The sequence below is a fragment of the Pseudomonas sp. GW823-FHT05G12 genome (genome assembly GCF_058795575.1).
Map to the genome: position 1 here is coordinate 5,657,448 of NZ_CM179501.1, position 22,574 is coordinate 5,680,021.

Below are 22,574 nucleotides of genomic sequence, written 5' to 3' on the forward strand. Positions count from 1 at the left end.
GCTACATATTGCTGCTGGCAGGCCGCGGCACCTGGCGGTGCGGCGACCTGCCGGGCTGTCAGCTATAGACGCGGCCAAGCACCTGGCGATGGCTCTCGAACTGATCGAGCACATCACGCACGATCTGGTCTGGGGCAAAGCCCATCAGGTCGTACTCCTGACTGCCGTCATGCAGATAGACCTCGGCGCGGTAGAAGCGCTGGCGCAGTTCAGGCTCACCCTCGACCGGCGCCTCGCTCGGCGCGGCCATATAGCCGTCAAGGCTCACTTCGTAGACGAACGGGTTGCCCTCTTCCATCATCACCCGCAAGCCCATCAGGTTGCGCGACTGGCCAACGCGGGTTTCCACCTCGAAGCCCTGCGTCTGCAGCTGTGCAGCGGCTTCTTTCAACGCCGGGCTGACCTGCTTGTCCATGAAGCGCTGCACCACGGCCTGGGTCGGCTGCAGTTCCAGCTGGGTCAGGCGCTCGCTAAAGCCGCGACGGCCACGGGCGGCCAGTTCGGCGCGCTCCTGCTCGATCACCACGTCCTGCTTCATGGCCTTGTACAGGCCGAACATGAACAGCACCAGCACCACCGAGAACGGCAGGCCCGCCAGCACGACCATGGTCTGCATGGCTTCGAAGTTACCGGCAAACAGCAGGCCGATGGTCACCAGGGTGATCACCACGGACCAGAACACCACCATCCAGTGCGGGGCATCTTCGTCGACCTTGCCGCCTGTGCACGACAGGTTGGCCATCATCACCGCGCCGGAGTCGGCCGGCGTGAGGAACAGCACGAACCCGACGAACACTGCCACACCAATGACGATCTTGGCTGCCGGGAAGTATTCCAGCAGCTGGTAGATCGACATCGATGGCTGTTCCAGCGCAGTCTTGCCCAGCTCCACGGCGCCCTGGTTGATCACCAGGTCCAGTGCGGTGTTGCCGAAGATCGACAGCCAGGCCAGGGTGAAGCCCAGCGGGATCAGCAGCACGCCCATCACCAGTTGGCGCACGGTGCGGCCCTTGGAAATACGCGCAATGAACATGCCGACGAACGGGCCCCAGGAGATCCACCAGGCCCAGTAGAACACGGTCCACAGGCCCAACCAGCGCTCCGACTTGCCGGCTTCGCCTTCATACACATAGAGGTCGAAGGTTTTCAGCACGATGCCGTTCAGGTAGTCGCCGACGTTCTGCACGAAGCCGTTGAGCAGGTGCAGGGTCTCGCCGCCCAGCAGCACGAAGATCAACAGGCCGCTGAACAGCATGATGTTCAGGTTGGACAGGCGGCGGATGCCGTTTTCCACGCCCGATACCGCTGCCACGGTAGCCACGCCGGCCATGACCAGGATCACCACCAGCAGGTTGGTCTTGCTGTGGTCCATGCCGAACAGGTATTCCAGGCCGGACGACACTTGCATCGCGCCGATGCCCAGGTTGGTCACCAGGCCCAGCAGGGTGACGAACATGCCGAAGATATCGACGGCGTTGCCGGCAGCGCCCTTGACCCAACGCTCGCCCACCAGCGGGTACAGCGCCGAGCGCAGTGCCAACGGCTGGTTGTGGCGGTAGGCAAAGTAACCCACGGCCAGGCCGACCAGGGCATAGATCGCCCAGCCGTGCAGGCCCCAGTGCAGGAAGGTCAGCTGCAGGCCCTGGCGCGCAGCCTCGAGGCTGGCAGGAGTGCCCTCCGGTGGGTTGAAGTAGTGGTCCAGGGGCTCGGAGGCGCCGAAGTACAGCAGCGAAATACCGATACCGGACGAGAACAGCATGCCGGCCCAGGCGCCATAGCTGAAGTCAGGCTGGTCGTCCTTGCCACCCAGCTTGAGGCTGCCGTAGTCGGAGAAAGCCAGGTAGACGACGAACAGCAGGTATCCGCAGATGACCAGCATGTAGTACCAGCCAAAGGTGCGCGTCAGCCACTTCTGGGCCACGCCCAGCACCTGGCCGGCGGTTTCGGGTACAGCGATCAGCAAGGCAGTCAGAACAAGGATCATCAGCGCGGAGGTGAAAAACACCACGCGGTTGACCCGTACCCTCTCGGCGGGGGGCTTGGTAAGTGAGGCAGAACTCATTGCACGAATGCTCCGGGCAGTGCGGCTGTGGAGGCTAATCAGTCTTTCCCGAGCAATTGGTGGAATATCCCCACTGCATCAGGTGTTATAAAAGAACCCTGGAAACCGTGATCCCGAATCGATACGTTGCCAAAAACAGACAGGTGGCCTGCTGAAAATGCCACGCCTCAACGGAGGTGCGCGCATTCGTCACAGGTCACCCCGCCCGCTCCAAGGGCCTGTCGCAGGGCCAATGGCCGTACGGCAGAATCTGCATTTCGCATCGCTCATGCCCGTCAACACCTTGTATTCCGGGGGTTACGCGATTTCCTGGGGTGTCAATCCGTGCCTTCTCGACCGCCTGAAAAACTGTCAATGGCACAAATTGTCGCAGAGCTTATTCTTTATTGATTGAACGTTCAATCAAATCAAAATAGACTGGCCTTCGCCGAGTCAGCCGCCTGTCGTCTGCTCGCAGGCCTGAGGAGATAGCAAGATGCCCAAGGTCGGTATGCAACCCATCCGGCGCCAGCAGTTGATCGAAGCCACATTGCAGGCGGTCGATCAGGTCGGACTGGGGGACGCCAGCATTGCGCTGATTGCCCGTTTGGCCGGTGTGTCGAACGGCATCATCAGTCACTACTTTCGGGACAAGAACGGCCTGATCGCAGCGACGATGGGTTACATCATGAGCATGCTCAACGAAGGCGTCAGAGCACGTCGCCAGGCCCTGAAAGACGACAGCCCGCGCGCTCACCTGAAAGTGATCATCGAGGGCAACTTCGATGCCAGCCAGGTAAACGGCCCGGCAATGAAAACCTGGTTGGCCTTCTGGGCTTCCAGCATGCACCAGCCCGATTTGCACAGGTTGCAGCGGATCAACGACCACCGCTTGTATTCCAACCTGTGCTGCCAGTTCCGCCGCGCCCTGCCGCTCTACCATGCGCGCAAGGCCGCCCGCGGGCTGGCAGCCCTGATCGACGGCCTGTGGCTGCGTGGCGCCCTGTCGGGTGATGCATTCGACACCGACCAGGCGATACGGATTGCTTACGAATACATGGAACTACAACTGGCCAAGCAGCACACCCTGGGCACAAACGACCAGGCTGCTGACAATGCGCGCAGGGCCCTTGCCAACCCGGCAGGAGCATGACGCGCAAGCCAAACCACAAACTGCACTTGCGAGGACACTATGGCCCGTTTCGGAACGCAAAAACTCTACATTGATGGCGCTTACGTCGACGCTGGCAGCGATGCCACTTTCGAAGCCATCAACCCGGCCACCGGCGAAGTCCTCGCCCACGTACAGCGTGCTACCGAGGCTGACGTCGAGAAGGCCGTGGAAAGCGCCGAGCGTGGCCAGAAAGTCTGGGCTGCGATGACTGCCATGCAGCGTTCGCGCATCCTGCGCCGCGCCGTCGACATCCTGCGCGAGCGCAACGACGAGCTGGCCATGCTGGAAACCCTGGACACCGGCAAGTCGTACTCCGAAACCCGCTACGTCGACATCGTCACCGGCGCCGACGTGCTGGAATACTACGCAGGCCTGGTACCGGCCATCGAAGGCGAGCAGATCCCGCTGCGCGAATCGTCCTTCGTCTACACCCGCCGCGAGCCGCTGGGCGTGACCGTGGGTATCGGTGCCTGGAACTACCCGATCCAGATCGCCCTGTGGAAGTCTGCCCCGGCCCTGGCCGCTGGCAACGCGATGATCTTCAAACCGTCGGAAGTCACCTCGCTGACCACCCTGAAACTGGCCGAGATCTACACCGAAGCCGGCCTGCCGAACGGTGTGTTCAACGTTCTGACCGGCAGCGGCCGCGAAGTCGGCACCTGGCTGACCGAGCACCCGCGCATCGAAAAAGTGTCCTTCACCGGCGGCACCACCACCGGCAAGAAAGTCATGGCCAGCGCCTCCAGCTCTTCGCTGAAGGAAGTGACCATGGAGCTGGGCGGCAAGTCGCCACTGATCATCTGTGCCGACGCCGACCTGGACAAGGCCGCTGACATCGCCATGATGGCCAACTTCTACAGCTCGGGCCAGGTGTGCACCAACGGCACCCGCGTGTTCATCCCGGCTGAAATGAAGGCGGCCTTCGAAGCCAAGATCGCCGAGCGCGTTGCCCGCATCCGCGTTGGCAACCCGGAAGACGAAAACACCAACTTCGGCCCGCTGGTCAGCTTCCAGCACATGGAAAGCGTGCTGGGCTACATCGCCAAAGGCAAGGAAGAAGGTGCCCGCGTGCTGTGCGGCGGCGAGCGTCTGACTGCCGGTGACTTCGCCAAAGGTGCCTTCGTTGCCCCGACCGTGTTCACCGACTGCACCGACGACATGACCATCGTCAAGGAAGAGATCTTCGGCCCGGTGATGAGCATCCTCACCTACGAAACCGAAGAAGAAGTGATCCGCCGTGCCAACGACACCGACTACGGCCTGGCCGCCGGCGTCTGCACCAACGACATCACCCGCGCCCACCGCATCATCCACAAGCTCGAAGCCGGTATCTGCTGGATCAACGCCTGGGGTGAATCGCCGGCCGAAATGCCGGTAGGTGGCTACAAGCAGTCGGGCGTCGGCCGTGAAAACGGCGTCAGCTCGCTGGCTCAATACACTCGCATCAAGTCGGTCCAGGTCGAGCTGGGCGGCTACAACTCGGTTTTCTGAACCCTGTCTAGCCTCGCCCGTGCCACCGCGCACGGGCGTTCCCGCTCCCCGATCACCGCCAACACGAGGGTACTTTCATGTCCCAAGAATTCGATTACATCATCGTCGGTGCCGGCTCGGCCGGTAACACCCTGGCGACCCGCCTGACCGAAGACGCCGGCGTCACCGTATTGCTGCTGGAAGCCGGTGGCCCCGACTACCGCTTCGACTTCCGCACCCAGATGCCAGCCGCCCTGGCCTTCCCGCTGCAAGGCCGCCGCTACAACTGGGCCTACGAGACCGACCCGGAGCCGTACATGGACGGCCGCCGCATGGAATGTGGCCGTGGCAAGGGCCTGGGTGGCTCGTCGCTGATCAACGGCATGTGCTACATCCGCGGCAACGCCATGGACTTCGACGGCTGGGCAGAACTGCCAGGCCTGGAAGACTGGACCTACCTGGACTGCCTGCCGTACTTCCGCAAGGCCGAAACCCGTGACATCGGCCCGAACGACTACCATGGCGGCGAAGGCCCGGTCAGCGTGACCACGCCGAAAGCCGGCAACAACCCGCTGTTCCATGCCATGGTCGAAGCTGGCGTACAGGCCGGTTACCCACGCACAGAAGACCTCAACGGTTACCAGCAGGAAGGCTTCGGTCCGATGGACCGCACCGTGACCAAGAACGGCCGCCGCTCCAGCACTGCCCGTGGTTACCTGGACCAGGCCAAGAAGCGCCCGAACCTGACCATCGTCACTCACGCCCTCACGGATCGCGTTCTGTTCGACGGCAAGCGCGCCATCGGCGTGACCTACCTGGTCGGCGACAGCGAAGAGCGCGTTGAAGCCCGCGCCCGCAAGGAAGTGATCGTCAGCTCCGGGGCCATCGCCTCGCCGCAACTGCTGCAGCGCTCCGGCGTCGGCCCGCGCGCCCTGCTGGAAAGCCTCGACATCCCGGTTGTGCACGACCTGCCGGGCGTTGGCGAAAACCTGCAGGACCACCTGGAACTTTACCTGCAGTACGCCTGCACCCAGCCGGTTTCGCTATACCCGTCGCTGCTATGGTGGAACCAGCCGGCGATCGGTGCCGAATGGATGTTCAACGGCACCGGTATCGGCGCCAGCAACCAGTTCGAGGCCGGGGGTTTCATCCGGACTCGTCCGGAATTCAAGTGGCCGAACATCCAGTATCACTTCCTGCCGGTTGCGATTAACTACAACGGCTCCAATGGCGTGAAGGAACATGGCTTCCAGGCGCACATGGGCTCCATGCGCTCGCCTGCCCGTGGCCGCATTCAGGTCAAGTCGAAAGACCCGCGCCAGCACCCGAGCATCCTGTTCAACTACATGTCCACCGAGCAGGACTGGCAGGAATTCCGTGACGGCATTCGTCTGACCCGTGAAATCATGGCCCAGCCGGCGCTGGACCCGTACCGTGGCCGCGAAATCAGCCCGGGCGCCGACGTGCAAACCGACGAGCAGCTGGACAAGTTCATCCGCGAGCACGCCGAAACCGCCTTCCACCCGTCCTGCTCGTGCAAGATGGGCACCGACGACATGGCGGTGGTCGATGGTGAAGGCCGCGTGCACGGCATGAAGGGCCTGCGCGTGGTCGATGCCTCGATCATGCCGCTGATCATCACCGGCAACCTCAACGCCACCACGATCATGATCGCCGAGAAGATTTCGGACAAGATCCGTGGTCGCAAGCCACTGCCGCGCAGCACCGCCAAGTACTACGTGGCGGGGGATGCACCAGTGAAAGGCAAGCCGATGCGTGAAGTGAAACAGGGCTGAGGCCTTGATCAGGGGCCGCGCAGCGGCCCCTTTCACGTTTGCTCAGGCGGGCAGCGCAAAGAATGTGCGCATCAACGAATCATCCTCGACACCCAGTCGCCCCGCCAGCGCCTGGCGATCGAACAACTGTCCTGTGCGCATTTCACGCACGGCCTTCCCGCCTGGCGCCTGCGCCAGTGCCTTCAGGCACACCTCGGTAAAGCGATAATTGTGCCCTTGAACGGCCGTCACCTTTTCCACTTGCAGGTAGCGCCCGGGCATCATCAAAGACTCCGCTTCATCAGGTCGCCTTGAAAAGGGCCCGATGGGCGTCGCCTGCATGTCTTCGCCCGGTTCCAATACATACACCAACGCATTTTCATCAAAAGCCCCCCTGCCGCTGACCTGGGTCTGCGGGTCGTTGAAAACCTCCCAGAGGGCATAGGGGTTTTCCGTGAATGACGTGAAGTCGGTGGTCACCAGCACGTCACCCACTTCAATGGCACCCTCACCAACTGCCTGAAAACCCGTGCCCCGCAGGCTGGAGGCAGCCCGATACAGCCTTACCTGATTACTGACGCCAATCTGCCCAAGTGCGCGGGCAAGGTCATGGCTGCGCTGGATATTCCCGGCGCGAGTGCCCTCCAGCGGCATACCCCGCCACAGGTTGTTGTAGCGCTCCGGCGAGCTGGTGTACTCGGCAATGGCGGGCGAACCAAACCCGAGCTCATCGCGGTAGACGGGGTAGGGCTCACCGAATGCATCCAGATACTCGCCATTGGGCCCCACGGCATCGAGATCAGCCCACGGAACCGCGCCCAACAGGGCTTCCTGGCGGGCCAGCGCCTGATCCGACACAGCCAGCAGGTCGTCTGCCGCCGGCGCCATGTAAAGCTCCCAATCGACCTTGGCAGCGGAGGCTTGCGCCTGACCAGTCACACGCGGGGGGACGTGGCCATCAGTGAACAGCTCGCTGGCACGCATCATGGCTATATCGAGCAGGATGAACAGGATATCCGTCAGTACTGACCACCATGCTGCCGTGCGCCAGGCCTGCTTGCCATTGATTGCCCGGTCCAGGTGCAGCGCCAGGCTTGCGGTGCCCAGACCGAGCGATGCCAATATCACTGGCCAGCCAAGCGGCGCCATCGGCGCAATTATAAAACTCGCTGCTTGCAAGCCCGACAGCCAATCGGCCTTGCGCAACTGTGCGTTGGTGGTCAGCCGTTCGTGGGCGTCGCTGGTCAGATCATCCATGACCGAATCGCGCAGACGAACGAACAGGTCCCCTTCAATGGCCTGTCCTGAAAACGTGGTGTCGCCTCGCGACTGTGCGAGCAACTTGAAGTAATTGCGTAGACGCGGGCGTAGCGACTGCGCCAGTACCCCGTCCCCGACGAACAGCCTGACCAGCCGCTCTCGCCCCGCAGTCGTGGTGGCCTGGTCAGCCATCCACATCTGGAACGCATGGCGATCGTCGAATACCTTCACCACAGCCTGCGCATCGGCAAGATAGAGGCACAACCTGCCAGTCTTCAGCTTGTGCAAGAACATCAGCTTGGCGCTGATACCGCCGATGACAAGAGCGTTCCATTGAGGTTGGGCATTCGCCTGCCTGGCCTGTCGCAGGCCTTGCACGGTGCTTGGCAGAGCGGCATCAGCGACCGTCACCGCCATCAGTTCCTGGCGCTCAGGTTGGCTCAGCGCAGATTGGCCCACAGCAGCAATGAAGCGGGCACGGGCCAGGACACAATAGTCTTCGCCATGCCGTGACCGGAACTTGCTCAGCGCCTCGGTGTAGCGCCCTGCAAAATCCAACTGCCAGAACGCCGTCAGTACTTGCCGAGGGTCGAGCCGCACTTCGTTGCGCTCGTCGTAAACTGCGTGGCTGGCATCCACCCGGTAGAAGCCACCATAAACACTCAACTCGTCAGCACTGGCCTGCTGCTGCGGGCCGAATCGCTGGATGACCAGTTCGGTAAGGCTCAAAGACCGCAGTGGCGGCCCACTGTGGCGCCAGCCGGTGAAGCTCGACGAACTGCTGGCCGCCGACTGGAACTCGTGCCAATAGAGCCCGTCCGGGTCCAGCCAGTACCCCAGTTGGCGGCGAAGCACGTGGCCCGCCGCCTGGCGCGCCAGATTGTGCAAATCAGGAAATTGCCCGAGCAGGCGCTGGGCCACCTGGGCGAGAGAAGTGGTTTCTTTGACATTCATGTCACTTGGCTGCCTGACAGTGGGCGAACCATTACAGCCGCAAGCCGCAGCGACGATGCGGTATCGCTTTACAGCCTGCGTCGGCCTCAGGTTAGAATCGATTGGCACGCGACCTGCTAGCTGTTGCTGAATGCGCTACCACGCCCCTTCCCCGCTGTCTCGGAGTACCTGCCTTTGGATGCAAGCACCATCAACAGCCTGTTCCTGATCGGCGCATTGCTGGTGGGTGCAAGTATCCTGGTCAGCTCGCTGTCATCGCGCCTGGGTATCCCTATTCTGGTCATCATCCTCGCCGTCGGCATGCTCGCCGGTGTCGATGGTGGCGGCATCATCTTCAACAATTACCCAACCGCCTACCTGGTGGGCAACCTGGCACTGGCCGTCATCCTGCTTGACGGTGGCCTGCGTACGCGGGTGGCAAGCTTCCGCGTGGCGCTGTGGCCGGCGCTGTCGCTGGCCACGGTCGGGGTGATGATCACCACCGCCCTCACCGGCCTGATCGCCGCCTGGCTGTTCAACCTGAGCCTGATCCAGGGCCTGCTGATCGGCGCCATCGTCGGCTCCACCGACGCCGCTGCAGTGTTCTCACTGCTTGGCGGCAAAGGCCTGAACGAGCGGGTTTCCGCTACCCTCGAGATCGAGTCGGGCAGCAACGACCCGATGGCGGTGTTCCTCACTGTCACCTTGATCGACATGATCGCCAGCGGCGAGACCGGCCTGCACTGGAGCCTGCTGGGCCACTTGCTGCGTGAGTTCGGTATCGGCGCGCTGCTGGGCCTGGGTGGCGGCTGGCTGATGCTGCAACTGGTCAACCGTATCAATCTGGCCGGCGGCCTGTACCCCATTCTGGTAGTGGCCGGCGGCCTGGTAATGTTCTCGCTGACCAACGCCCTGCATGGTAGCGGCTTCCTCGCCGTTTACCTGTGCGGCCTGGTGCTGGGCAACAAGCCGATCCGTAGCCGCCATGGCATCCTGCATATGCTCGACGGCATGGCCTGGCTGGCCCAGATCGGCATGTTCCTGGTGCTGGGGTTGCTGGTCACCCCGCACGACCTGCTGCCCATCGCCCTGCCGGCACTGGGCCTGGCGCTGTGGATGATCCTGGTGGCGCGGCCACTGTCGGTGGTCGCGGCCCTGCTGCCGTTCAAGGCTTTTCACGGCCGCGAAAAGGGCTTCATTTCGTGGGTCGGCCTGCGCGGCGCGGTACCGATCATTCTGGCGGTGTTCCCGCTGATGGCGGGCCTGCCAGACGCCCAGCTGTTCTTCAACCTGGCGTTCTTCATCGTGCTGGTGTCACTGCTGGTGCAGGGCACCAGCCTGCCGTGGATGGCCAAGCTGCTGAAAGTGACCGTACCGCCAGACCCGGCGCCGATTTCCCGCTCCGCCCTGGAAGTGCACATCACCAGCGAGTGGGAAATGTTCGTCTACCGCCTGGGCGCCGAAAAGTGGTGCATCGGTGCCGCCCTGCGCGAGCTGAAAATGCCCGAAGGCACACGGATTGCCGCGCTGTTCCGTGGCGAGCAACTGCTGCACCCGTCGGGCAGCACCGTGCTGGAAGTGGGCGACATGCTCTGCGTGATCGGCCACGAGCACAACCTGCCGGCCCTCGGCAAATTGTTCAGCCAAGCGCCACAGCGTGGCCTGGACCTGCGTTTCTTCGGCGACTTCGTGCTCGAAGGCGATGCCGAACTGGGGGCGGTGGCAGCGTTGTATGGCCTGAAGCTCGATGGCCTCGACGCGAAAATGCCGCTGGCGCAGTTCATCCGACAGAAGGTCGGAGGCGCTCCAGTAGTGGGGGACCAGGTCGAATGGCATGGCACGATCTGGACCGTGGCGACCATGGACGGGAACAAGATCCAGAAAGTAGGCGTCAGATTCCCCGAAGGAACGCGACCCGGACCAGGATTGTTCCTCTAAACTTCGTTTCAGCCGGATCCACAAGTAGTCTGCCTATGTCCCTGCGCGTGTACCTTCGCACAGCCCTGCTCGGGTTGTGCCTGTCCCTTTCTTTTGCCGCTAGCGCGGCAGAAGCCCCGACCACCGCCAGTATCCAGAACAGCCTCGACAAGATCGCCGAGCGCAAGCTGCCCGAGGCAGACCAGAAGGCGCTGCAGCAGGTGCTCGAACAAACGTTGAGCCTGCTTGCTGCCAAGGAAGACAACGAAAAGAAACTGGCTGCACTCAAGCAGCAGCTGAGCAGTGCCCCCAAGGAGACCAGCGACAGCCAGAAGGAGTTGGCCAGGCTCAAGGAAACCAAGGCACAACCGGTGGCACAGCGCTACGCCAACCTCACCGTGCCACAGCTTGAACAGATGCTCAGCGAACGCAACACGCTGCAGGGCGAGCTGCAAAAGGCGTTGTCTGAAGCCAACAGCCTGATCATCAACTCGCAAACCCGCCCCGAGCGTGCCCAGGCGGAGATCAGCAGCAGCCAGACCCGCACCCAGCAGATCAACAACATACTCAAAACCGGCAAGGACGGTGGCAAAGCCATCAATGCCGACCAGCGCAATCAGCTCAACGCCGAGTTGGCTTCGCTCAACGCGCTGACCCTGCTGCGCCGCCAGGAACTGGCCGGCAACAGCCTGCTGCAAGACCTCGGCAATGCGCGTCACGACCTGCTGGTCGAGCGCGCTGCGCGCCTGGAGCAGGAAATCCAGGACCTGCAGACGCTGATCAACGCCAAACGCCTGGCCCAGTCCCAGGAAGCCGTCACCCAGCAGTCGATCGAGGCTCAGAAGGCCGGCGGCAGCAGCCTGCTGGCCACTGAAAGCGCGATCAACCTCAAGCTTTCCGACTACCTGCTCAAGAGCACCGATCGCCTTAACGAACTGACCCAGCAGAACCTGCGCACCAAGCAGCAGCTCGACAGCCTGACCCAGGCCGACCAGGCGCTTGACGAGCAGATCAACGTGCTCAAGGGAAGCCTGCTGCTGTCGAAGATTCTCTATAAACAGAAACAGACACTGCCGCACCTGAAGGTCGACCGCGACCTGGCCGACCAGATCGCCGACACCCGCCTGTACCAGTTCGAAGTCAACCAGCAACGCGAGCAGATGAGCAGCCCGGTCACCTACGTCGACAAGCTGCTGGCGGCGCAACCGCAGGAAGCTGTGACACCGCAGCTGCGCAAGGCCCTGCTGGAAGTGGCCATCACCCGCAGCGACCTGTTGGAGCGGCTGAACCGCGAGCTGTCGGCGCTGCTCAACGAATCGATCACCCTGCAGCTCAACCAGAAGCAGCTGCTGGGCACCGCGCAGAGCCTGCGCACCACCCTCGACGAGCAAATGTTCTGGATCCCCAGCAACAAGCCGCTGGACTGGGACTGGCTGCAATACGTGCCAGAGCGCCTGGCCGACCAGGTCGCCAACCTGCCATGGGGCTCCAGCCTGAAAGAGCTGGCCGATGGCCTGAGCCAGCGCCCGTTGCTGTTCCTGCCGCTGCTGTTGGTGATCGGCGCGCTGTTGTGGCGGCGCAAATACCTTTACCAACGGTTAGGCAAAGTGCACCAGGATATCGGCCACTTCCGCCGTGACAGCCAATGGCACACGCCCCAGGCAATCCTTATCAACATTCTGCTGGCGATGCCGGTCAGCCTTGGCCTGGCGCTGTGCAGCTATGCCTTGCAGATCGACGCCCGCGGGCAAAACGCCAACCTGGGCGCCGCACTCTGGCAGCTGGCCCAGGCCTGGCTGGTGTTCTACACCGCCTACCGTATCCTCGCACCCGGTGGCGTGGCGGAAGTCCACTTCCGCTGGCACAAACCACAGGTCGAGTTCCTGCGCGGCTGGGTTCGCCGCCTGGGCACCGTGGTGCTGGCACTGGTCGGCGTGGTGGCGGTGGCCGAGCACCAACCTTCAGCACTGGCAGACGACGTGTTGGGCATCGGCGTGGTGCTGACCTGCTATGCGCTGATGGCCTGGCTGCTCAGCCGTCTGCTGCTCAGCAGCCCGGCACACCGTGACACCTCGCTGTTCCGCAGGGCGGTGGGGGTAGCATTCACCGCCCTGCCCATCGCCCTGTTCGTCGCCGTGTGCTTCGGCTACTACTACACGGCACTGAAGCTTACTGACCGCCTCATCTACACCCTGTACCTGCTGCTGTTCTGGTTGGTGATAGAAGCCGCCTTCGTGCGCGGCCTGTCGGTGGCTGCACGACGCCTGGCCTACCAGCGTGCGTTGACCAAGCGTGCGGCAGCCAAGGAAGGGCTGGATGGCGAAGTCATCACCGAGGAGCCAACGCTGGATATCGAACAGGTCAACCAGCAGTCGCTGCGCCTGATCCGCCTGGCCCTGCTCGGCGGCTTCATCGCCGGCCTGTACTGGGTGTGGGCCGACCTGATCTCGGTGTTCGCCTACCTCAACAATTTCGTCCTCTACGAATACACCAGCGGCACCGGCGCCGCCGCCAGCATGGTACCGATCAGCCTCGGCGACCTGCTCGGCGCGCTGGTGATCGTCGGCATCACCTTCGCCCTGGCCGGTAACTTGCCAGGCCTGCTGGAGGTACTGGTGCTGTCTCGCCTGAACCTGGCCCAGGGCAGTGCCTACGCCACCACCACACTGTTGTCGTACACCATCGTCGGCATCGGCATCGTCAGCACCCTGTCGACCCTGGGGGTGAGCTGGGACAAGCTGCAATGGCTGGTGGCCGCGCTGTCAGTAGGGCTGGGCTTCGGCATGCAGGAAATCTTCGCCAACTTCATCTCCGGCATCATGATCCTGTTCGAGCGCCCGGTACGGATTGGCGACACCATCACCATCGGCAACCTGTCGGGCACGGTAAGCAAGATCCGCATCCGCGCCACCACCATCACCGACTTCGACCGCAAGGACATCATCGTCCCCAACAAGACCTTCATCACTGGCCAACTGATCAACTGGTCGCTGACCGACACGGTCACCCGGGTGACGCTGAAGCTGGGCATCGACTATGGCTCAGACCTCGACCTGGTGCGCGACCTGCTGCTCAAGGGCGCGCATGAGAACCCACGCGTGCTCAAGGATCCGGAACCGATCGTGTACTTCCTCAACTTCGGCGAAAGCTCGCTGGACCACGAACTGCGCATGCACGTCCGCGACCTGGGCGACCGCAACCCGACGCTGGACGAGATCAACCGCTACATCAACCGCGAGTTCAAGGCCCACAACATCAAGATCTCGGTACGCCAGGTAGAGGTGTTCCTGATGGATGCGAAGGGCAGCAAGCAGCAATTGATTCCGATGGAGCAGCCGAAACCGGATGGCACTGCTTCGGCCTGAATAGGCTCGAATACTTTATTGTGTGCAAAATGGCTGCGAGGGCTTCGCCCTCGTTCGCGGGTGAACCCGCTCCTACACAGGGACCGCACTGCTTTCAGGCACTGCATGTTCTTTGTAGGGGCGGGTTCACCCGCGAAGGGCCGCCAAGCGGCCCCATAGGCACCGATTCCAAGGAGCAGTCCCGTGAAAGCCCTCGACCAACTCACCTTCGACAACCGCTTCGCCCGCCTGGGCGATGCGTTCTCCACCCAGGTGCTGCCTGAACCCATCGCAGACCCGCGCCTGGTGGTAGCGAGCGAGTCGGCCATGGCCTTGCTCGACCTCGACCCCGCCCAGGCCGAGCTGCCGGTGTTCGCCGAACTGTTCAGCGGCCACAAACTGTGGGAAGAGGCCGACCCTCGGGCGATGGTTTATTCCGGCCACCAGTTCGGCTCGTACAACCCACGTCTGGGCGACGGCCGTGGCCTGCTGCTGGCCGAAGTGCTCAACGACGCAGGCGAACACTGGGACCTGCACCTCAAGGGCGCCGGCCAGACACCCTACTCCCGCATGGGTGACGGCCGCGCCGTGCTGCGCTCGTCGATTCGCGAGTTTCTCGCCTCCGAAGCCCTGCACGCCCTGGGTATCGCTACCAGCCGGGCACTGTGCGTAATCGGTTCCAGCACCCCAGTGTGGCGCGAAACCCGTGAAAGCGCGGCCATGCTGACGCGTCTGGCGCAGAGCCATGTGCGTTTCGGCCATTTCGAGTACTTCTACTACACCAAGCAGCCTGAGCAGCAGCGCGTGTTGATCGACCATGTGCTGGAACAGCACTATCCCGAATGCCGTGACGCCGAGCAGCCTTACCTGGCCATGTTCCGCACCATCGTCGAGCGCAATGCCGAACTGATCGCCCGCTGGCAGACGTATGGCTTCTGCCACGGCGTGATGAACACCGACAACATGTCGATCCTCGGCATCACCTTCGATTTTGGCCCCTATGCGTTCCTGGATGACTTCGACGCCAACTTCATCTGCAACCACTCCGACGACCGTGGCCGCTACAGCTACGCCAACCAGGTGCCCATCGCCCACTGGAACCTCAGCGCGCTGGCCCAGGCACTGACCACCGTGATCGAAGTTGAGCCACTGAAGGAAGCGTTGGGCCTGTTCCTGCCGCTGTACCAGGCCCATTACCTGGACCTGATGCGCCGGCGCCTGGGGCTGACCACCGCCGAAGATGATGACATGGCGCTGGTCGAGCGCCTGCTGCAGTGCATGCAACGCGGTGGCGTGGACTACAGCCTGTTCTTCCGCAAACTGGGTGAGCAGCCGGTGGCTGAGGCGCTGAAGGTGGCGCGCGATGACTTTATCGACCTGGCCGGTTTCGATGCCTGGGGCGCAGACTACCTGGCCCGCTGTGGGCGTGAACCCGGCAATGCCGAAGGCCGCCGTGAGCGTATGCATGCGGTAAACCCGCTGTACGTGCTGCGCAACTACCTGGCGCAGAAAGCCATCGAAGCGGCCGAGGCGGGGGATTACAGTGAAGTTCGACGGCTGCACCAAGTCCTGACCAGGCCGTTCGAGGAACAGCCCGGGATGCAGGCCTACGCCGAGCGACCGCCGGAGTGGGGCAAGCACCTGGAAATCAGCTGCTCTTCCTGATTAGCGCCGAATCCTGTGGGAGCGGGCGTGCCCGCGAAGCAGGCAACGTGATGGATTGCACCGGCTTCGCCGGTGTTCGCGGGCACGCCCGCTCCCACAAGGAAACCGTGAACCCAACACCGGAGATGAAATGACCGACCCACTGGTAATCCCCTGCCCCCACTGCAACGGCCTCAACCGCCTGCCCGCCGAGCGCCTGGGCGATGCGCCGAAATGCGGTCGCTGCAAAAAGGATGTGCTGTTGAGCACCCCCTTCGAACTTACCGAAGCCAGCTACGCCAGCCAGATCAAAGGCGACCTGCCGCTGCTGGTCGACATCTGGGCCGACTGGTGCGGCCCGTGCAAGTCATTCGCCCCCACCTTCGAAGAGGCCGCCCGGAAGCTTGCTGGCCGCTGTCGCCTGGCCAAGCTCGACAGCGAAGCCAACCGTAACCTCGCAGGGCAACTGGGCATACGCTCGATCCCCAGCCTGCTGCTGTTCAAGAACGGCCGCGAAATCAGCCGTCAGGCCGGGGCGTTTCCACTCCAGTCGCTGCTAGAGTGGCTGCGTAGCCAAGGGGTTTAAGCGTTTTCTTCAAGCAGCGAATGCAACTCGACAAACTGCTGAGTCAGCTTGTGCCGCGGCTCCAGGTGAATCAGCGGCAGGCTGGCGTGGTGCGATTCGCGCATTTTCACCGAGCTGCCCAAGTACACCGGCAGCACCGGCAAACCTTCGGCCAACAGCTCGTCGAGCATCTGCTGTGGCAGGCTGGCACGTGACTGGAACTGGTTGACCACGATGCCTTCGACCACCAGGTCTTCGTTGTGGTCTTCCTTGAGGTCTTCGATCTCGGCCAGCAGGCCATACAGGGCCTGGCGCGAAAAGCTGTCGCAGTCGAAGGGGATCAGCACGCGATCGGCAGCGATCAGCGCAGAAACCGCATAGAAATTAAGCGCCGGCGGGGTATCGATGTAGATACGCTCGTAATCCTCGTCCAGCTCGTCGAGCAACTTGCGCAGCTTGTTGATCTTGTGTTTTGCCTCCAGCTTTGGCTGCAGGTCGGCCAGCTCGGCAGTGGCGGTGACCACATGCAGGTTGTCGAACGGGGTTTCGTAGATATCGACCTTGTTCTTCTTGCTGAACGGCCCGCTGGAAAGGCTTTGCTTGAAGAAATCGGCGATGCCCATGGGGATGTCCTCTCCGGTCAGGCCGGTGAGGTATTGGGTCGAGTTCGCCTGGGCATCCAGGTCGATCAACAAGGTCCGGTAGCCTTCATTGGCACTGACCGCCGCCAGGTTGCAGGCAATGCTCGACTTGCCCACGCCACCTTTCTGATTGAACACCACGCGCCGCATGATTGACCTCCGTGTATCAACGAATGCCCGAGTATGTGGTGGCAGTGGGGCAATGACCAGTGCCATTTGACCGGCATCACGCCTGACCGACCACCTGCCCTGTCAACAACTCGGCAAATGCCTTGGCCATCACCGAATGACCACGCTCGCGCTGCACCAGCCACACCGCCGTCATCGCCTCTTCATCGAGCAAGGTGCGGTACACCACCCCTTCGATGCGCATGCGCTGGAACGACGCCGGCAACACCGACACCCCCAGCCCCGCCGAGACCAGGCCGATGATGGTCATCGCTTCCCCTGCCTCTTGCGCAAAATGGGGGCTGAAACCCGCATGCCGGGCCATGCTCAGCAATTGTGCATACAAACCGCTGCCATAGCTGCGCGGGAAGAACACGAAGGGCTCAGGGGCCAACGCCGCCATGTAGACGCCTTGCTCAGTGCCCTCGGCCAGCGGATGCGAGGCATTGATCACCGCCACCAACGGTTCTCGGAACAACTCGGTGGCCACCAACCCCTCCGGCAGCGGCATCGGCCGCATCAACCCCACCTCGATGGACTCGTCGAATACCCCTTCGGCAACGTCACGGCTGCTCATTTCCTTGAGGTTCAGGTGCACCGCCGGAAAGCGCTGACGGAAGGCGTGAATGGCCTTGGGGATTTTCGAGGTGAACGGGGCCGAGGAAGTGAAACCGATTTTCATCTCGCCCAGCTCGCCCAACTGCGCACGCCGGGCGACATCCGCGGCCTTCTCCACCTGCGCCAATACCTGGCGCGCTTCCTCGAGGAACAATCGACCGGCCTCGCTCAGTTCGACACGACGGTTGGTCCGGTCGAACAACCGGGCCCCCAACTCCTGCTCCAGGGCCTGGATCTGCTGACTCAAGGGCGGCTGGGAAATACCCAGCTGCTGGGCGGCGCGGCCAAAGTGCAGCTCTTCGGCCACAGCAATGAAGTAACGCAGATGACGCAGTTCCATGATCCGCTCCAAACAAGTCGCCAAACATCTCAAATAGGTCGAACAATATATTGGATCTAATCGTTAGCCAGCTATATGCTTTTTTCATTGCGCCAGAGGTACCCGCCCGTGAAAACTGCAGTAGCCCCCCTCCTCCTTGAGCCAAAACCTGCCACCCTGACCGAAATGTGGATCGAAAAAGGCACACCCGCCTTCATGAAAACCGTGCTGGCCTTGTTCAGCGGCGGTTTCGCCACCTTCGCCTTGCTGTACTGCGTACAGCCGATGATGCCTCTGCTGTCCAGGGAGTTTGCCATCAACGCGGCACAGAGCAGCCTGGTGCTGTCGGTGTCCACCGCCATGCTGGCGTTCGGCCTGCTGATCACCGGCCCCATTTCTGACCGCATCGGACGCAAGCCCGTGATGGTATTCGCGCTGGTCTGCGCCGCCCTGTCCACCTTGGCCAGCGCAGTGATGCCCAGCTGGGAGCTGGTACTGGCCACCCGCGCATTGGTCGGCCTGTCGCTGAGCGGCCTGGCGGCAGTGGCAATGACCTACCTGAGCGAAGAGATCCACCCGCAACACATTGGCCTGGCCATGGGCCTGTACATCGGCGGCAACGCGATTGGCGGCATGAGCGGGCGGCTCATCACGGGCGTACTGATCGACTTCGTCAGCTGGCACATGGCGATGCTGACCATTGGCGGCCTGGCCCTGGTGGCCGCGCTGGTGTTCTGGAAGGTGCTGCCGGAGTCACGCAATTTTCGCGCACAGACGATGAACCCACGCAGCCTGCTGGACGGCTTTGTCATGCACTTCAAGGACGCCGGCCTGCCTTGGCTGTTCCTTGAAGCCTTCCTGCTGATGGGCGCCTTCGTCACATTGTTCAACTACATCGGCTACCGCCTGCTGGCCGAGCCCTACCACATGAACCAGGCGCTGGTCGGCCTGCTGTCGGTGGTTTACCTGTCGGGTATCTACAGTTCGGCACAGGTCGGCGCCCTGGCGGACAAACTGGGCCGGCGCAAGGTGTTCTGGGCCAGTATCGTGGTAATGGCGGTTGGCTTGCTGATGACGCTGGCCAGTCCACTGGTGATGGTGATCGTGGGCATGCTGGTGTTCACCTTCGGCTTCTTTGGTGCGCACTCGGTGGCCAGCAGCTGGATCGGCCGCCGGGCGCTGAAGGCCAAGGGGCAGGCGTCGTCGCTGTACCTGTTCTGCTACTACGCTGGCTCCAGCGTGGCCGGTACGGCGGGCGGGGTGTTCTGGCACCAGTGGGGCTGGAACGGGATCGGGCTGTTCATTGGCAGCTTGCTGGCGGTGGCCTTGATGGTGGCGTTGCATCTGAGCAAGTTACCACCCAAAACGGTTTGATGCGTTCGTGGGCACGCCCGCACCCACAACCTGTGGGTGCGGGGGTGACCACGAAGAGGCCATCAGATCAGTTGATGATCTCGACAATATCCACATCCACTTCCCGGCTCATCAGGTGCTTTTCAACCTCACCGGTCAGCTTCACCTTGGTCTTGTCGTTGAACGGCGTCGGCGGCAGGTCCTCGTCGTCGATCTCGACAGTGATGGTGCCGGTGTTGTCCTTGAACTCGTACTTGTCGTCGTTGTTGATCTTCTTGGTCACGAAGCCCTGCAGCACAACCGGGGTGTCATCGGCGGCGTCGTTGGCGGCGGCAACCGTAGTTACCGACTGGGCGCCAGGGCCGGTGTAGCCAGCGGCAAATGCGCCAGTGCTGAACAAGGGGGCGAGGATGAGGGCGAGATAACGGATTTTCATGAGGATCGGGTCCTGTTTCGGTTTCGATGGGACCAGATTAGCGACGATCGCTGAATTCAAACTTAACGCACAAAAAACCCGGCATCGAAGCCGGGTTTACTGTGCAGTGCATCAAGTCACTGGTGGTACTGCGCCGACAGTTCGTGCACGGCGTTGATGAATGCACCCGCATGTTCCGGGTCAACTTCCGGCGTGATGCCGTGGCCAAGGTTGAACACATGGCCAGTGCCGTGGCCATAGCTGGCCAGGATGCGCGCCACTTCCTTGCGAATGGCATCGGGCTTGGCGTACAGCACGGTCGGGTCCATGTTGCCTTGCAGCGCCACCTTGTCACCCACGCGGCGACGGGCGTCGCCGATCTCGCAGGTCCAGTCCAGGCCCAGCGCGTCGGCACCAGCTTCAGCAATGCTTTCCAGCCACAAGCCGCCATTCTTGGTGAACAGGATCACCGGCACCTTGCGCCCCTCGTGCTCGCGGATCAGGCCGCTGACGATCTTGCGCATGTAGGCCAGTGAGAACTCCTGGTAGGCCGCCGCCGACAGGTTGCCGCCCCAGGTGTCGAAGATCTGCACAGCCTGGGCGCCGGCCAGGATCTGGCCGTTAAGGTAGCTGGTGACCGACTGGGCCAGCTTGTCCAGCAGCAGGTGCAGGGCTTGCGGGTTGTCGTAGGCCATGGCCTTGGTCTTGCGGAAGTCCTTCGACGAGCCGCCCTCGACCATGTAGGTGGCCAGCGTCCACGGGCTGCCGGAGAAGCCGATCAGCGGCACACGGCCATTGAGCTCACGGCGAATGGTGCTGACCGCATCCATCACGTAGCCGAGGTCTTTCTGTGGGTCCGGAACTGGCAGCGCCTCGATGTCGGCGGGGGTGCTGATGACCTTCTTGAACCGCGGGCCTTCGCCGGTTTCAAAGTACAGGCCCAGGCCCATGGCATCGGGAATGGTAAGGATGTCCGAGAACAGGATCGCTGCGTCCAGCGGGTAGCGGTCCAGCGGCTGCAGGGTGACCTCGCAGGCGAACTGCGGGTTCATGCACAGGCTCATGAAGTCACCGGCCTTGGCGCGGCTGGCGCGGTACTCCGGCAGGTAGCGGCCGGCCTGGCGCATCATCCACACCGGGGTGACGTCTACGGGTTGCTTGAGCAGTGCACGCAGGAAACGATCGTTCTTCAGGGCAGTCATGTCGGCATCCGGAAAAATAGTGCGGGCATTTTCTCAGACACCAGCGCAAAAGGCACGGCCATGGCCATGTGTTTTGTCTATTGGATGCCACAGATCAAGCGTTTTTGTATACAAAAGCTTCGCGGGCATGCCTGCCCCCACGGGTTCTGCGCTTAACCCTGCGGGAGCGGGCATGCCCGCGAACAGGTCGAACCTCAGACTTCGAGGTAGTCCAGGATACCCTCGGCAGCCGTACGCCCTTCGAAGATCGCAGTCACCACCAGGTCCGAACCGCGCACCATGTCGCCACCGGCAAACACTTTCGGGTTGCTGGTCTGGTGCTTGAACTTGCCCTTCTCCGGGGCAACCACACGGCCCTGGCTGTCCAGCTGAATGCCATGCTGTTCAAACCACGGTGCCGGGCTCGGGCGGAAGCCGAAGGCGATTACCACGGCGTCTGCCGGCAGGATCTCTTCGGAGCCCGGGATTGGCTCAGGGCTGCGGCGGCCACGGGCATCAGGCTCGCCCAGGCGGGTCTCGACCACTTTGACGCCTTCGACCTTGTCCTCACCCACAATGGCAATGGGCTGACGGTTGTAGAGGAACTTCACGCCCTCTTCCTTGGCGTTCTTCACCTCTTTGCGCGAACCCGGCATGTTGGCTTCGTCACGACGATAAGCACAGGTTACCGCCTTGGCACCCTGACGGATCGAGGTACGGTTGCAGTCCATCGCGGTGTCACCACCGCCCAGCACCACCACTTTCTTGCCCTGCATGTCGACGAAGTCTTCCGGCGACTTCTCGAAGCCCAGGTTGCGGTTGACGTTGGCGATCAGGAAGTCCAGTGCGTCATGCACGCCCGGCAGGTCTTCACCCGGGAAGCCGCCCTTCATGTAGGTGTAGGTACCCATGCCCATGAACACCGCGTCGTACTCGGCGAGCAGCTGTTCCATGGTCACGTCCTTGCCCACCTCGGTGTTCAGGCGGAACTCGATGCCCATGCCGGTGAACACTTCACGGCGGTTGCTGAGCACGGTCTTTTCCAGCTTGAACTCGGGGATACCGAAGGTCAGCAGGCCACCGATCTCAGGGTTTTTGTCGAACACCACCGGGGTTACCCCGGCGCGCACCAGCACGTCGGCGCAGCCCAGGCCCGCCGGGCCGGCGCCGATGATGGCAACGCGCTTGCCGGTTGGCTTGACCTTGGACATGTCCGGACGCCAGCCCATGGCGAAGGCGGTGTCGGTGATGTACTTCTCCACCGAGCCGATGGTCACCGCGCCGAAACCGTCGTTCAGGGTGCAGGCACCCTCGCACAGGCGGTCTTGCGGGCAAACACGGCCGCATACTTCCGGCAGGGTGTTGGTCTGGTGCGACAGTTCCGCCGCGGCCAGGATGTTGCCTTCGGAGACCAGCTTCAACCAGTTGGGGATGAAGTTGTGTACCGGGCACTTCCACTCGCAATACGGGTTACCGCAGCCCAGGCAGCGGTGCGCCTGCTCTACGGACTGCTGCGGCTTGAACGGTTCGTAGATTTCCACGAACTCCTTCTTGCGCTGGCGCAACAGCTTTTTTTTCGGGTCCTTTCGGCCCACTTCGATGAACTGGAAGTCGTTGTTCAGACGTTCAGCCATTTTTCAAAACCTCTTTACAGCAGCTGCAAGCTACACGCTGCAAGCCGCAAGACGATCACTTAAGCCGGGCAAACCTCTCACTGCCATTACGTGCAGCTCGAGGCTTGCCACTTGCAGCTGTT

The 22,574-nt window shown here is 62.4% G+C and carries 15 protein-coding genes and 1 pseudogene; 8 read left to right on the top strand and 8 right to left on the bottom strand.

The window, feature by feature from the left end; genetic code table 11:
- Nucleotides 1-58: 58 nt before the first annotated feature.
- Together AC3RCM_RS25740 and AC3RCM_RS25745 are read right to left on the bottom strand one after the other, a co-directional pair.
- Nucleotides 59-523 carry a hypothetical protein gene (locus tag AC3RCM_RS25740; RefSeq protein ID WP_172830944.1) on the bottom strand — a complete coding sequence of 155 codons (465 nt, stop codon included), beginning with the start codon at nt 521-523 and terminating at the stop codon, nt 59-61.
- Nucleotides 471-2,005: pseudogene (locus tag AC3RCM_RS25745) on the bottom strand (BCCT family transporter). The gene AC3RCM_RS25740 and the pseudogene AC3RCM_RS25745 overlap by 53 nt, the downstream one beginning before the upstream one ends.
- A 532-nt stretch (nt 2,006-2,537) precedes the next feature.
- On the opposite strand from AC3RCM_RS25745, the gene betI reads away from it, so the two are divergent.
- The 3 genes from betI to betA all read left to right on the top strand — a co-directional run bounded on the left by betI (nt 2,538) and on the right by betA (nt 6,481).
- Complete coding sequence (gene betI, locus AC3RCM_RS25750) at nt 2,538-3,194, top strand: transcriptional regulator BetI (protein WP_014859113.1); 657 nt, start codon at nt 2,538-2,540, stop codon at nt 3,192-3,194.
- 39 nt (nt 3,195-3,233) lie between these two features.
- Nucleotides 3,234-4,706 carry a betaine-aldehyde dehydrogenase gene (gene betB / locus AC3RCM_RS25755; RefSeq protein WP_003249182.1) on the top strand — a complete coding sequence of 491 codons (1,473 nt, stop codon included), beginning with the start codon at nt 3,234-3,236 and terminating at the stop codon, nt 4,704-4,706.
- 77 nt (nt 4,707-4,783) lie between these two features.
- Entirely contained in the window at nt 4,784-6,481 is a 1,698-nt protein-coding gene (betA, locus tag AC3RCM_RS25760) for a choline dehydrogenase (protein WP_010955611.1), read from the top strand.
- Nucleotides 6,482-6,523: 42 nt separating this feature from the next.
- Here the strand turns inward: betA and AC3RCM_RS25765 are convergent, their stop codons facing one another.
- Entirely contained in the window at nt 6,524-8,674 is a 2,151-nt protein-coding gene (locus tag AC3RCM_RS25765; RefSeq protein WP_064491018.1) for a dermonecrotic toxin domain-containing protein, read from the bottom strand.
- A gap of 174 nt (nt 8,675-8,848) precedes the next feature.
- Between AC3RCM_RS25765 and AC3RCM_RS25770 the strand changes: the two genes are divergently transcribed.
- The 4 genes from AC3RCM_RS25770 to trxC all read left to right on the top strand — a co-directional run bounded on the left by AC3RCM_RS25770 (nt 8,849) and on the right by trxC (nt 16,144).
- Nucleotides 8,849-10,591 (top strand): potassium/proton antiporter, encoded by a 1,743-nt coding sequence (locus AC3RCM_RS25770; RefSeq protein WP_064491019.1) that lies wholly within the window; start codon nt 8,849-8,851, stop codon nt 10,589-10,591.
- 35 nt (nt 10,592-10,626) lie between these two features.
- Nucleotides 10,627-13,935 carry a mechanosensitive channel MscK gene (gene mscK, locus AC3RCM_RS25775; RefSeq protein WP_492629254.1) on the top strand — a complete coding sequence of 1,103 codons (3,309 nt, stop codon included), beginning with the start codon at nt 10,627-10,629 and terminating at the stop codon, nt 13,933-13,935.
- 183 nt (nt 13,936-14,118) lie between these two features.
- Nucleotides 14,119-15,579, top strand: coding sequence for a protein adenylyltransferase SelO (gene selO, locus AC3RCM_RS25780; RefSeq protein ID WP_064491021.1), 1,461 nt, complete (start codon nt 14,119-14,121; stop codon nt 15,577-15,579).
- 130 nt (nt 15,580-15,709) lie between these two features.
- Entirely contained in the window at nt 15,710-16,144 is a 435-nt protein-coding gene (trxC, locus tag AC3RCM_RS25785; protein WP_010955616.1) for a thioredoxin TrxC, read from the top strand.
- Here trxC and AC3RCM_RS25790 read toward each other — a convergent pair.
- Nucleotides 16,141-16,914 (bottom strand): ParA family protein, encoded by a 774-nt coding sequence (locus tag AC3RCM_RS25790; protein ID WP_010955617.1) that lies wholly within the window; start codon nt 16,912-16,914, stop codon nt 16,141-16,143. The two genes, trxC and AC3RCM_RS25790, sit on opposite strands and share 4 nt — an antisense overlap.
- A 76-nt stretch (nt 16,915-16,990) precedes the next feature.
- A complete protein-coding gene (locus AC3RCM_RS25795) occupies nt 16,991-17,890 on the bottom strand; it encodes a LysR family transcriptional regulator (RefSeq protein WP_064491022.1) in 900 nt (299 codons plus the stop codon).
- A gap of 165 nt (nt 17,891-18,055) precedes the next feature.
- Between AC3RCM_RS25795 and AC3RCM_RS25800 the strand changes: the two genes are divergently transcribed.
- The gene (locus AC3RCM_RS25800) at nt 18,056-19,243 is read left to right on the top strand and encodes an MFS transporter (RefSeq protein WP_232968725.1); all 1,188 of its coding nucleotides are present in this window, start codon (nt 18,056-18,058) and stop codon (nt 19,241-19,243) included.
- Nucleotides 19,244-19,310: 67 nt separating this feature from the next.
- Here AC3RCM_RS25800 and AC3RCM_RS25805 read toward each other — a convergent pair whose 3' ends face one another.
- From AC3RCM_RS25805 to AC3RCM_RS25815, 3 genes are all read right to left on the bottom strand, one after another.
- On the bottom strand, nt 19,311-19,658 hold the full coding sequence (locus tag AC3RCM_RS25805; protein WP_014859120.1) for a YgiW/YdeI family stress tolerance OB fold protein: 348 nt from the start codon (nt 19,656-19,658) through the stop codon (nt 19,311-19,313).
- 116 nt (nt 19,659-19,774) lie between these two features.
- Nucleotides 19,775-20,839, bottom strand: a complete 1,065-nt coding sequence (gene hemE / locus AC3RCM_RS25810) for a uroporphyrinogen decarboxylase (RefSeq protein ID WP_492629255.1) — start codon at nt 20,837-20,839, stop codon at nt 19,775-19,777.
- A 194-nt stretch (nt 20,840-21,033) separates the two neighbouring features.
- On the bottom strand, nt 21,034-22,452 hold the full coding sequence (locus AC3RCM_RS25815) for an FAD-dependent oxidoreductase (protein ID WP_003249156.1): 1,419 nt from the start codon (nt 22,450-22,452) through the stop codon (nt 21,034-21,036).
- Between the last annotated feature and the right edge of the window lie 122 nt (nt 22,453-22,574).

Coding starts and splice junctions, on each gene's coding strand:
- AC3RCM_RS25815 (WP_003249156.1), bottom strand. CDS start 22,452: ATGGCTGAACGTCTGAACAACGACTTCCAGTTCATCGAAGTGGGCCGA.
- betA (WP_010955611.1), top strand. CDS start 4,784: ATGTCCCAAGAATTCGATTACATCATCGTCGGTGCCGGCTCGGCCGGT.
- betI (WP_014859113.1), top strand. CDS start 2,538: ATGCCCAAGGTCGGTATGCAACCCATCCGGCGCCAGCAGTTGATCGAA.
- AC3RCM_RS25800 (WP_232968725.1), top strand. CDS start 18,056: ATGTGGATCGAAAAAGGCACACCCGCCTTCATGAAAACCGTGCTGGCC.
- AC3RCM_RS25805 (WP_014859120.1), bottom strand. CDS start 19,658: ATGAAAATCCGTTATCTCGCCCTCATCCTCGCCCCCTTGTTCAGCACT.
- AC3RCM_RS25790 (WP_010955617.1), bottom strand. CDS start 16,914: ATGCGGCGCGTGGTGTTCAATCAGAAAGGTGGCGTGGGCAAGTCGAGC.
- betB (WP_003249182.1), top strand. CDS start 3,234: ATGGCCCGTTTCGGAACGCAAAAACTCTACATTGATGGCGCTTACGTC.
- hemE (WP_492629255.1), bottom strand. CDS start 20,839: ATGACTGCCCTGAAGAACGATCGTTTCCTGCGTGCACTGCTCAAGCAA.
- trxC (WP_010955616.1), top strand. CDS start 15,710: ATGACCGACCCACTGGTAATCCCCTGCCCCCACTGCAACGGCCTCAAC.
- AC3RCM_RS25765 (WP_064491018.1), bottom strand. CDS start 8,674: ATGAATGTCAAAGAAACCACTTCTCTCGCCCAGGTGGCCCAGCGCCTG.
- AC3RCM_RS25795 (WP_064491022.1), bottom strand. CDS start 17,890: ATGGAACTGCGTCATCTGCGTTACTTCATTGCTGTGGCCGAAGAGCTG.
- mscK (WP_492629254.1), top strand. CDS start 10,627: ATGTCCCTGCGCGTGTACCTTCGCACAGCCCTGCTCGGGTTGTGCCTG.